General features: G+C 55.6%; 9 protein-coding genes and 3 pseudogenes. 2 read left to right on the top strand and 10 right to left on the bottom strand.

All coding sequences use genetic code 11. The features are described 5' to 3' along the window. Positions 1-280 precede the first annotated feature (280 nt). Positions 281-748: a hypothetical protein gene (locus tag B6V72_RS18575; RefSeq protein WP_240497765.1), complete on the top strand. Its 468-nt coding sequence runs from the start codon at positions 281-283 to the stop codon at positions 746-748. Here B6V72_RS18575 and B6V72_RS19075 read toward each other — a convergent pair. From B6V72_RS19075 to rfbC, 8 genes and pseudogenes are all read right to left on the bottom strand, one after another. Then, entirely contained in the window at positions 725-1,201 is a 477-nt protein-coding gene (locus tag B6V72_RS19075) for a hypothetical protein (RefSeq protein WP_146696230.1), read from the bottom strand. The genes B6V72_RS18575 and B6V72_RS19075 overlap by 24 nt on opposite strands. 249 nt (positions 1,202-1,450) lie before the next feature. After that, entirely contained in the window at positions 1,451-2,593 is a 1,143-nt protein-coding gene (locus B6V72_RS18570) for a rhamnan synthesis F family protein (RefSeq protein WP_088736321.1), read from the bottom strand. Between the two features lie 97 nt (positions 2,594-2,690). Then, positions 2,691-2,831, bottom strand: a pseudogene (locus tag B6V72_RS19070) (IS256 family transposase); the annotation flags it as partial. A gap of 91 nt (positions 2,832-2,922) precedes the next feature. Next, positions 2,923-4,737 (bottom strand): ABC transporter ATP-binding protein, encoded by a 1,815-nt coding sequence (locus B6V72_RS18565; protein ID WP_240497764.1) that lies wholly within the window; start codon positions 4,735-4,737, stop codon positions 2,923-2,925. Between the two features lie 264 nt (positions 4,738-5,001). After that, positions 5,002-5,880: a glucose-1-phosphate thymidylyltransferase RfbA gene (gene rfbA, locus B6V72_RS18560; protein WP_088736320.1), complete on the bottom strand. Its 879-nt coding sequence runs from the start codon at positions 5,878-5,880 to the stop codon at positions 5,002-5,004. After that, positions 5,877-6,722, bottom strand: a complete 846-nt coding sequence (gene rfbD, locus B6V72_RS18555; protein WP_088736319.1) for a dTDP-4-dehydrorhamnose reductase — start codon at positions 6,720-6,722, stop codon at positions 5,877-5,879. Before rfbD ends, rfbA begins: the two co-directional genes overlap by 4 nt. After that, complete coding sequence (gene rfbB / locus B6V72_RS18550) at positions 6,719-7,768, bottom strand: dTDP-glucose 4,6-dehydratase (protein ID WP_088736318.1); 1,050 nt, start codon at positions 7,766-7,768, stop codon at positions 6,719-6,721. The genes rfbD and rfbB overlap by 4 nt, the downstream gene beginning before the upstream one ends. Beyond that, positions 7,765-8,337: a dTDP-4-dehydrorhamnose 3,5-epimerase gene (gene rfbC, locus B6V72_RS18545; RefSeq protein WP_088736317.1), complete on the bottom strand. Its 573-nt coding sequence runs from the start codon at positions 8,335-8,337 to the stop codon at positions 7,765-7,767. Before rfbC ends, rfbB begins: the two co-directional genes overlap by 4 nt. A 202-nt stretch (positions 8,338-8,539) precedes the next feature. Here rfbC and B6V72_RS18540 point away from each other — a divergent pair. After that, positions 8,540-9,534 (top strand): annotated as a pseudogene (locus B6V72_RS18540) (IS5 family transposase). Here the strand turns inward: B6V72_RS18540 and B6V72_RS19260 are convergent. Both B6V72_RS19260 and B6V72_RS18535 read right to left on the bottom strand, forming a co-directional pair. Continuing rightward, positions 9,494-9,811: a hypothetical protein gene (locus B6V72_RS19260; RefSeq protein WP_168173086.1), complete on the bottom strand. Its 318-nt coding sequence runs from the start codon at positions 9,809-9,811 to the stop codon at positions 9,494-9,496. The pseudogene B6V72_RS18540 and the gene B6V72_RS19260 overlap by 41 nt on opposite strands. A gap of 247 nt (positions 9,812-10,058) precedes the next feature. Next, positions 10,059-10,770, bottom strand: a pseudogene (locus B6V72_RS18535) (IS5 family transposase). Positions 10,771-10,848: the final 78 nt, after the last annotated feature.

Raw genomic sequence — 10,848 nt, 5'->3', positions numbered from 1 at the left:
CTCCACTCCTCTTCCAGCCAAGGAAGCGTAGCGGAAAACTCCAGCTTCAAACGGTCCAGTTTCCGGGGATCAGATCACCGGGTATTGGGATCGGCGGCGACCACGGTTCCTGCTGTCCGGTCTGATTAAATGCGGGGTTTGCGGGAGTGGTTTCGTCAAGATCAGTCAGAACCACTTTGGCTGTGCCGGCGCGCGCAACAAGGGAACCTGTACGAACACGAAGACTATCCGCAAGGATGTACTAGAAGCCACTGTCCTCAGCGGCCTTCAGCACAATCTCATGAATGACGAACTCCTTGAGGTCTTCTGCGAAGAGTACACACGGCACATGAATGCGCTGCGGATGGCCGAAACTGGAAACCGTGCGCGCGATGAAGCCAAGCTCACCAAGATCGTGCGCGACCTAGATCGGCTCGTCGATGCCATCATCGATGGCGTGCCTGCCGAGCGTGTCAAAGATCGCATGGAAACTCTCGAAATCCAAAAGACCGAGATCGAGGCCCGTCTTACCTCGGCGCCCCAGGAAGAGAAGCCGCTTCTGCACCCGTCAATGGGTGTGCGCTATCGGAAAGCTTTGAGCGAGCTCCGCGAGTCGCTCGAACAGAACGCAAACGGCGACGCAATCGAAGTTCTTCGAAGTCTTATCGACCGGATTGTGATGCACCCCGCTGAGGACGTACCGAAAGGCTTCGTCATCGATATCGAGGGCGATCTGGTCGGCATCTTAAGCCTCAGCCAGACAAGCTAAAAGGCCGTCGGACTTGCGTCTGACGACCTCGTGCAAATGAAGTTGGTTGCGGGGGCTCGATCTGGACTTGATTTGCCCGGCGATGACGAGACCGCCGAGCAAATGAAGTTGGTTGCGGGAGCTCGCATTGGCCTTGACCGAACAAGCACTTGCTTCACGCAGAAAGACGAGAGCGTCGACGAGCAGTTCCTTCAGACCCCGTTCTTCGGTGTCCGCCAGACGACCTGGCACCTGCGCAGTCCGAGGGACCGTGGCCCCAGTGGTGCCGCTTAAGCCCATCGGAACCAGATCATCGGCATCTTCTTGGCCGAGCATGCGGCAGTCGCGAAGTGCGCGGACCAGTTGCTGGTCTTGTAAGTCGGGGGCGTGAGGCTGCTCATGACGCCCAGCTACCATATTGGATTCACGAGATAAATCCCCACAGGGATTTGCGGAACAGAGTCTATCACCCATGCGACTGCCGCCGCACTGGAAGCCGAAATGAGCATTGCCAAAACTGCTACAGCGTAAAGTCTGCTCTGCTTGCGGAACCCATCGCTGAGCAAACGCGGTATGATCTTTTCTCGCCTAGCCAGGCGCTCAGGACCTGTCATCTATAGCTCATATTGATGTAATTTTCCTATTGCGCTTCATCAGATGTGCCCGAAGTTGGGGCTGAGCTGGCTCGACACAAGCACCCAGCTCCTAGCAAGTGGCGGAAGGTCACTCATGCTTAGCACCGAGCTGTTCGACCTTGGCGGAGCTCATGATTATCCGATCCTGATGACCTGCGATCAGCGACATATCCGTTGCTGCTTCCAATTCCCGAGTGAGTTCCGTAGGTAGATCCGCGGCAAACGTTTCAGACAAAAGCACAGCACGCTGCACCTGATATGGATGGCGTTTGTCGCGCTTCAAGACCGGACATCGCATCCGTTCCAGCAGCAGCGCCGGATGTAAAATCATAAAATAGCGCCCCAAAATCCCCTGCTCCATATCTTTCAAAAAAATCGCGTCATCATCATAGGCGCGTGCCGCGACGCGAGATTTGATCTGCTTAGAATATTTCTCGCCGATCAGGATTTGGTAATCGGCCAACGCATAGCGTTCGGCTACTGACAATCTGGCCATGGCCTCCTTGACATCTTCAAAGCAATATCGATAACCTATTGAGTATCCGTGCGACGCAAACCAATGCGTCAGCCTCATCTCGATGCGGCGTATAGTGAGGTCTTTGTTATTGTAGGTCTGTAGCCGTCGCCAGAACTCACGAAAATCAGCGCTGCGGGTTAATTTCGGACCAAAGCGATAAAAATAGGATTGCAGATGGCTGCGCTGCGGTGTCTTGGGACGCTCATTCATATAGATTCCGTAGAGGTCTGAATGATCGTCCCGGGCCGTTTCAATCAGATCGCAGCACGCAAACAAAGGAAACCAGATACTATCATTGAGTATAAACAGGTTTTCAAACGTGAGCCCTTGGTCAAGAATTTCTAGAACCCCAGCCCGGTACCCGCCAAAATCATAACCATAATTGGGTCGCTCAATCACCAGATACGCCTCTGCTAGCAGCCGCATCCGGTCCGTATTTAAAAGAGGCAATTGCGAGACAACCACAGGCGAAATGCCGCGATTATTCAGATAGGCGAGCATCTCGATGTAATACGCTGGGACACCTTGCGCTGGATAGAGCAACAACACTGCGCCATCCCTGTGCAGCAAAGCTTCCCCGGTATGCACCTTCGTCCCGGAACGGTCAGTTTGCCGTTGTCGAAAAGAGGCTAGAGACAAATCTAACACATTTCGCGGCTTATGAAGCAATCGGAGTAGTTCCCGTTTGATTTTCCAAAATGGCGTGGGTGTCATTTATTCTTTCTTTCCGGTAGTGGACCTGTATCGCTTTAATGGGGAATGTCCCGGACGGTGTTGAAAAGCGTTTCGGGTGACTCTGCGGATTTTATGGTTATGCGGCCTGAGTGAACGGGTCAAGCGGCGCATCAATTTCAGGGGCGCGGTGCTTTTCCAGCGCGGCCTTCAAGTCGGGCAGTTGCTTGTATGCTTTGAGAAGGCGGAAGCCCTTGCCTGCTTCGAGGATGCCGGCGGCGGCCCAGCACCGCCCAGTCCAAAGCCGATCAGCTTCAGCAGCTCTCGACAAACCCGGTCGTCTGCCGAAGCGCCTTGCGCAACAGAGTCTATCACCCATTGCGGAACTGTGTCTCATATAGCTTTTTGAACGCTCCACCTTTGGCAAGAAGTTCTTGCAGTGTGCCTTGTTCTGCCACCTGACCCGCCTCCAGATAGATTATTCTGTCGGCGTTCATCACGGTTGCCAGCCGGTGTGCGATAACGATTGTGGTTACGCCTGCACTGACACTTTCCAGCGCGTCACGAATATATGCCTCTGACTGGCTGTCTAGAGCGCTGGTGGCTTCATCCAGTAATAGAATTGGCGCTCGGCGCAAAACCGCTCGCGTGATTGATAACCGTTGCCGCTGTCCGCCAGAGAGAAACGCGCCATTTTCGCCGATATGCGTTCGATAGCCATCGGGCAGGCTTTCAATGAAGTCGTGAGCATAGGCGACGCGTGCGGCCTTGAACACTTCCTCATCTGTGGCATCTGGGCGGGCTACGCGCAGATTGCCCATCACCGTGTTGGAAAACAGAAATGTATCTTGCCCCACAAAAGCGATTTTTTGGCGCAGTGACGTAAAGGTGGCCTTGCGGATATCTTGTCCATCAATGCACACCGCGCCTTCTACTGGGTCATAAAGTCGCAAAATCAAGTTCAGAATCGTTGATTTCCCTGCCCCAGAGGGGCCGACGAGTGCCGTTGTCTTTCCGGCTTCGAACGTCAGGTTCAGATTTCGGATAACTGATGTGTCACCAACATAGCCAAATGAGACCTGATCTAGCGTCACTTCGCCTGGCCCGACCGCTAATTCACGGGCGTCGGGGGCCTCAATAAGATTAATTGGCTGATCCAGCAAATTATACATCATGCGGACGCCGATCATTCCCCCCTCAATCGTTACACGCATCCGAGATAGACGTTTTGCAGGTTCGTAAGCCATTAAAAATGCTGTCACAAACGACATCAACTGCCCCGCCGTTCCCACCGACTGTCCTGCAATGCTGATGCTGCTAAGAAGTACAACAGAGGCAATAGCGGCGCCGGTCAGCGTATCCATCAGAGGCGAAGTTGCGGATTCAAGCCGGACCATCTTGTTGGAGCGTTTTTCAACATCTCTTACCGCAGAATTCATGCGCTTTTGCATGATATCCTCCAGCGCAAAGGCTTTAATAACCCGTGCGCCGGCGGAGGTTTCTTGTACGACCTTGATGATCTCAGTCAGTCCGGCCATCTCCTGTGCCATGATTACGCGAACCTTGTTTAGGATTCGGCGCACGCCGATCACTGCTGCTGGGCCAACCACAAGAGCGATAAGCGACAAGATGGGTTGCTGATAGAACATGACAGCTACCAAACCTATCAAGGTCAAACTATCACGAACGAAACCTGTCACCACAACATCGATCACGTTGCGCGCCATTTGAGCGCTTTGCGTCACTCGCAGAAGCAGATCGGACGATTCCGTTGTATTGAAAAAGGCGATACCTTGGCGAAGCAAGTGTTTGAACAGCAATATTTGCTTTTCCGCGACGATACGATTACCTGCCCGTGCCATCAATACGGCCTGCGCAAAGCTTGCAATGCCTTTTGCCATGAAAATAAGAAAAACGCTGGCGGCGACCCCGTAAAGATGCGCCTTATTTTGAGGGTCGGACATGGCGTCCACAATTTTGCCCATGACCCAAGCAGATAGCGCTGTAGTGGCAGCAACCATTATCATCGCGGCGATTGCCGCAGCATATTTGCCTTTGTGTTCTGGTAGGCTTTCGGCCAGCAAGCGCCAAAGAAGGCTGTCGGCGGTTGCACGCCTAAGAAATTGAAAACGTTTCTGTTTCGCGATCATTTCGTCCTGGCCTAAATTTTCATGATAATCGTTCATGAGTAGCGCCTGAGATTTGTAGATGCCTTTTGGCCAGCGCGGGTGAACGTGACTGATCCCATCGCGAAAACCAATCGGTGTTGTCAAGTCAACATGAGTGGATCGATCGTACCGCGAAGATAGTGAGGATCTGAGGGTGGCGTAATTTCCGGCTAACGGTTCCCAACCTCAGATCAGGCGCTTATACGCCCCTTGTTCCATACCTGTGCTCCTTCACGCTCGGCAGGGCCTTAAAGTCGCACGATCAAACCGCGGGATAAACACCTAAGTCTCAGAGATCAGGCGTTTCAGATAGGTTCCATAGCTGCTTTTTCCGAACTGACTGGCGCGTGCGATGAGATCATCTGCATTGATCCAGCCATTTGCAAAGGCGATTTCATCGGGGCTGCCGCTTTGCAAGCCTTGACGCTGCTCAAGCGTGCGCACGAAATTCCCCGCTTCCAGCAGGCTGGCATGGGTGCCGGTATCGAGCCATGCATAGCCGCGCCCCATTTGTTTGACGGACAAAGCGCCGTCGACAAGATACATCTCAAGAAGCGAGGCAATTTCAAGCTCACCGCGCGCTGACGGGGTTACGTGACGGGCGCGTTCGGGCGCTGTCTCATCAAGAAAATAAAGTCCAGTGACCGCGTAGTTCGAGGGCGGTTTTGCAGGCTTTTCGACAATCGCGCGCACTTGGCCGTGGGCGTCGAAATCCACCACGCCGTAACGTTCAGGATCCGCCACGCGGTAGCCAAAAACCGTCCCCCCGACCGCCGCGCCATCGGCTTCTTGCAGCAAGATTGGCAGGCCGTGACCGAAGAAAATGTTGTCCCCTAGAACCATTGCCGAGGGTGCGCCCTGCAGAAAACCCTCAGCCAGAATATAAGCCTGCGCGAGACCGTCAGGAGAGGGCTGCGTGATATATTCTAGCGAGATGCCCCATTGGCTGCCATCGCCCAACGTGCGGCGAAACTGATCCTGATCAACCGGGGTCGTGATGATCGCGATTTCACGAATGCCCGATAGCATCAGCGTGGTCAGCGGATAATAGATCATCGGTTTATCATAGATCGGAAGAAGCTGTTTGGACACGCCGATGGTGATCGGATAGAGCCGCGTTCCCGTGCCACCCGCCAGAATTATGCCTTTGCGTTTGGTCACAGCGTGGCCTCCAACTCGCTAAGAATTTGCGCCAATCCAGCTTTCCAGTCTGGTGGAGCAATCCCGAAATCCCGCGTAAGACGCGCACAGTCCAGCCGCGAGTTATGCGGTCGCGCGGCGGGTGTCGGGTATTGCGCACCGGGGATGCCGGTGACGGTTATATCGCTGTGGGCTTGCGCAAAGATCTCAGTCGCGAATTCCTTCCAGCTCACCCACGGGATGCCGCCATAGTGATAAACGCCGCCACCCTGACCTGCCCCCAGTGGCGCAGCGATGCGCAGCAATGTCGCGGCGATGTCGGCGGCGGGCGTTGGCCCGCCGATTTGATCCTCTACAACGGCAAGCGCATCTCGGGTTTGCGACAGGCGCAGCATCGTTTTGACGAAATTACTGCCGTGCGACGACACCACCCAGCTTGTGCGCAAAATCGCAGAGCGCCCGCCCGCCTGCACGATGCCTAGCTCACCCGCCAGTTTTGAGCGGCCGTAGGCGTTCAACGGCGAGACGGGATCAGCCGGTTGCCAAGGGGTATCGCCCGAACCATCAAATACGTAATCGGTCGACAGATGCAGAAACGGAATTCCCTTGGCCGCGCAAGCCGCCGCCATGGCTGCGGGCGCATCGCCGTTGATGACGGTCGCCAAGGCTTCGTCGTCTTCAGCGCGATCTACGGCGGTATAGGCGGCGGCGTTTATGACGCAAGTCGCGTTGCTTTCCTCGATCACTTTGGCGCAGGCCGCCGGATCGCTCAGATCGGCAGCGTCACGGCCCAGTGCGGTGACCGCGCCCTGGCGCTGCAACTCGGTTGCGACCTGACCGGTCTTGCCGAAAACGAGGATCATGCCTTCACCCCAAGCCGCTCGCCAACGCCTTCGCGGGTTTGTAGCGCACGCCACCAATCCTCATTGTCGAGATACCATTGCACGGTCTTTGCAAGCCCTTGTTCCACCGTGACGCTGGGGCGCCAACCCAATTCGCAGCGAATACGACTAGGATCAATTGCGTAGCGCGCGTCATGGCCGGGACGGTCGGTGACAAACGTTATCTGATCGGCATAGGAACCGCTGGGCTTTGGTTTTTTCTGATCGAGAATGGCGCACAGCGTTTTGACTAAGTCTAGATTTGAACACTCATTCTCGCCGCCGATATTGTAGCTGCGTCCCGAAACGCCCTTTTCGAGCACCAGCAACAGGGCATCGGCGTGATCCTCGACATAAAGCCAGTCGCGGATATTGGATCCATCGCCGTAGATCGGCAGCTTGGCTCCGGCCAAGGCTTTGAGGATGATCACCGGGATCAGCTTTTCGGGGAAATGAAACGGGCCGTAATTGTTTGAGCAATTGCTGAGCACGACGGGCAGGCCATAGGTCTCATGCCAAGCGCGCACCAGATGATCTGAGCTCGCCTTTGAGGCCGAATAGGGCGAGCGCGGATCATAGGGGGTTGTCTCAGTGAATTTGACACTCGGATCATTGGGCAAAGAGCCAAACACCTCATCCGTCGAAATGTGATGGAAGAGGAAAGTGGCGGGCTTACCTTGATCGGACCAGTAGCGGCGCGCGGCCTCGAGCATGTTGAACGTGCCGGTGATATTCGTCTCGATGAAACGGCCCGGCCCGTCGATGGAACGATCAACATGGCTCTCGGCGGCCAAATGCATCACAGCATCGGGGCGGTGCTGGGAAAACACCCGATCCAGGGACGCGCGGTCGCGGATATCGACGTGCTCAAAGGCGTAGCGGTTGCTGCTCGAAACGCTGGCTACGTTCTCTAGGCAAGCCGCATAGGTCAGTGAGTCAAGGTTGATGACATGATGACCGCGCGCCACAGCAAGCCGCACAACTGCAGATCCGATAAACCCTGCCCCACCTGTAACCAATAGCTTCATGCGGCACCATCCCAAATGAACGGGCTATCGAGATCAGCGAACCGGCCTGCCTCGAAATCTTTTTGCGACAATGCGGGTTCCGCACCCTCACCGAGCGCCCAGTCAATGGCTACGTCAGGATCGTTCCAGCGGAGAACCCCTTCGCTTTGGGGCGCGTAATATTCGGTGCATTTGTAAATGATCTCGGTACTTGGTTCGCGGGTGATGAACCCATGCGCAAATCCGGCGGGGATTAGCAATTGCCGCCCGTTCTCAAAGCTGAGTTCAGTCCCAAACCACTGACCGTAAGTCGGGCTGCCCTTGCGGATATCAACCGCCACATCCCACAACCGCCCGCGCCCACATCGCACCAGTTTATCCTGCGCGTGAGGTGGCGCTTGAAAATGCAGACCGCGGACTGTGCCGACGGCTTGCGAAAGCGAATGATTGTCCTGGACGAAATCAAAATGGAGCTGGTTTTGCGCAAAAGACCTTGCGCTAAAGGTTTCGCAGAAAAACCCGCGAGCGTCGCCAAACCGCTTGGGGATCAAGACAAAGACGCCCGCGAGGGGAGTTTGTTCAACAAGCATGCAGGCCTCTCGTTGCGCTAGATCGGATTGGGGGCAAAATGGTCTAGAGTGAACAAGATTGCCAGTGGCAAAATGCGTATCATCGGTCGGTTTGGGAGACTTGGCACCGTGTCCAATCAAGAAGATGGCCTCCTGCCGTGGCTCTATTGCATAAATCCGATGAGGGATTCATCTCGTGAATCCATAGTGGTAGCTTGGATGAATGAGCAGCCCCACACGGCCGACCTACAGGACCAGGAACTGGCCTGCCTAAAAAAGCGCTCAAGCGCCGAGGCTCGCTGACGATATGGTTCGACCCCGAGATGAGCTGGGATGCCGTGCCGACAGGCAGGCGGGGCTGCCAGCAGACTTACAGTGACACCGCCATCCAGACATGTCTGACGATGAAGGTTCTGTTCGGCATGGCATTGCGGCAGACAACGGGCTTCGTCGATAGCCTGCTTCAATTGGTCGGCCTCGACTGCACCGTACCTGACTTCTGCACGCTGTCGCGCCGCCAGAAGACATTAGCTGTGAACATCCCGTATCGAGGGGCCAAGAGGCCTCCGCACCGGCTGATCGACAGTACGGGATTCGAGGTCGAGGGTGAAGGCGAGTGGCACGCCCGCAAGCATGGCGGCCCGAAACGGCGCGTCTCGCGCAAGATCCATCTGCGGATTGGTAAGGAAACGCCGGAGGTTCAGGCCGTGGAGATCACAGGGAGCCACATCGGCGATGCGCCGGTGTCACCCGACCTGCTCAAACAGATCCCGGCGCACGCGCAGATCGACAGCGTCACCGCCGACGGTGCCTACGACATCCGAAGATGCCACGATGCCATCGTTGACCGCGCGCGCACCCAGTCATTTTGCGCCGCAAGAACGCCAAGCCGCGGCACACAGTCACCGCCGGCGCGGTCGTACGAAACGAAGCGTTGCGAGCATCGAAATACCCCGGTGTCCTCGGCGACGATAGAGCGGATACCATCGCCGAAGCCGCCTCGAGACGAAGATGCACTGTGTGAAACGGCTGGGGTAGCGCCTCATGGCACGGGCCTTCGACCGACAGGTCGCCGGGATTCAGGTCCGTGTCGCCGTTCTGAACGGCTACATCGCGCTCGGCATCCCTGTCGCGGCCCCCGGCCACCAGTTCGTTTGTGCAACAGAGGCGACGGAACTCACAAAAGATAAAATGACACTGCAGATTGAATCGCAATAAAAATGGAAATCATCTCTAGCAAGTAAGATTTCGAGAGCCCGCTCAACCTGCCCGCCCCATAAAATACAAATATTGCGGAAATTATCACTCCTGGCTGGAAAATAGTCCCATAAAGAAAAAATAAATTTTCAATTGGCGCACCGCAATAAGAATAATGTTCAGGAATTTCATTCATAGGTGTGACGACATCTATTGCAAGCAGTGTCAATATTATTGCAATCACGCCAATCGCCATGGCTGATGAAATTGATAGAAGTATATCGAGCGTCGCGTTCAATTTGATACCTAAACGTCACATTTCTCGAGGCGGCACAGGGTGAGCCAAACACCATCCATTAATATCCGCACGTTCATTTCTACAAGAGACGAGATCCATGCGCCATCAGTGAGCTGCCATGTTATCGTTCCACAGCAATGCTTTATCCCCAAAGGGATGCCAAGGCAAATGCATTTGGCATGACTCGGCCTTCAAGCGATTCGGTGAAGTGGTCCGAGAAAACTCGACAGCCTGCTAGGCTCAGGACTCATAACCAGAAGAGCACTGTTGCGGCCAACGCGATGGCAGAGAGAAAGACCTTCGTGCATCTGTCGTAGCGGGTCGCCACGCGTCGCCAGTCCTTAAGCCTGCCGAACATTATCTCGATCCGTATCGGCGCTTATCATATTTGACGGGGACCTTGCACGCCTTGCGGCCAGGGATGCAGGCCCTTATCCCCTTGTCCTGCGGGGCTTCTCGGAACCAGTCGGCATCGTGACCTCGATCAACCAGCAGCCACTTTGCGGCCGGTAGGTCACCGAGAAGAGCCGCCGCGCCGGTGTAGTCACTGACCTGGCACGCAGACATGAAGAACCGGATCGGGCCACCGCATGTGTCGGTCACAGCGTGCAGCTTGGTGTTCATCCCGCCCTTGGTTTGACCGATCAGGCGCCCGCATCCCCCTTTTTACTCCGCAGGCTCGAGGCCGTGCGGTGCGCTTTCAGGTAGGTCGCATCGATCATGATAGTCGTCGGTTCCATCGCTTCGGCGGCCAGCCCCTCGAATATTCGGGCGAACACCCCCATCTCGCTCCAACGCTTCCAGCGGTTGTAGAGTGTCTTGGGTGGACCGTATTCCCTCGGTGCATCGCGCCAGCGCAACCCATTGCGGTTGATGAAGATTATCCCGCTCAGAACACGACGATCATCGACCCGTGGGCGGCCATGGCTCTTCGGAAAGGACGGCTCGATCCGTGCCATCTGATCTGATCCCCGGAAACTGGACCGTTTGAAGCTGGAGTTTTCCGCTACGCTTCCTTGGCTGGAAGAGGAGTGGAG

The sequence above is a fragment of the Thioclava sp. F34-6 genome (assembly GCF_002213235.1).
In the GTDB taxonomy this organism is placed as follows: domain Bacteria; phylum Pseudomonadota; class Alphaproteobacteria; order Rhodobacterales; family Rhodobacteraceae; genus Thioclava; species Thioclava nitratireducens.
Note: the sequence above shows the minus strand (reverse complement) of the source record. Positions and strands in the feature narration are given on the sequence as shown.

Coding starts and splice junctions, on each gene's coding strand:
- rfbB (WP_088736318.1), bottom strand. CDS start 7,768: ATGAAGCTATTGGTTACAGGTGGGGCAGGGTTTATCGGATCTGCAGTT.
- B6V72_RS18575 (WP_240497765.1), top strand. CDS start 281: ATGAATGACGAACTCCTTGAGGTCTTCTGCGAAGAGTACACACGGCAC.
- B6V72_RS18565 (WP_240497764.1), bottom strand. CDS start 4,737: ATGAACGATTATCATGAAAATTTAGGCCAGGACGAAATGATCGCGAAA.
- rfbC (WP_088736317.1), bottom strand. CDS start 8,337: ATGCTTGTTGAACAAACTCCCCTCGCGGGCGTCTTTGTCTTGATCCCC.
- B6V72_RS19075 (WP_146696230.1), bottom strand. CDS start 1,201: ATGGGTGATAGACTCTGTTCCGCAAATCCCTGTGGGGATTTATCTCGT.
- B6V72_RS18570 (WP_088736321.1), bottom strand. CDS start 2,593: ATGACACCCACGCCATTTTGGAAAATCAAACGGGAACTACTCCGATTG.
- rfbD (WP_088736319.1), bottom strand. CDS start 6,722: ATGATCCTCGTTTTCGGCAAGACCGGTCAGGTCGCAACCGAGTTGCAG.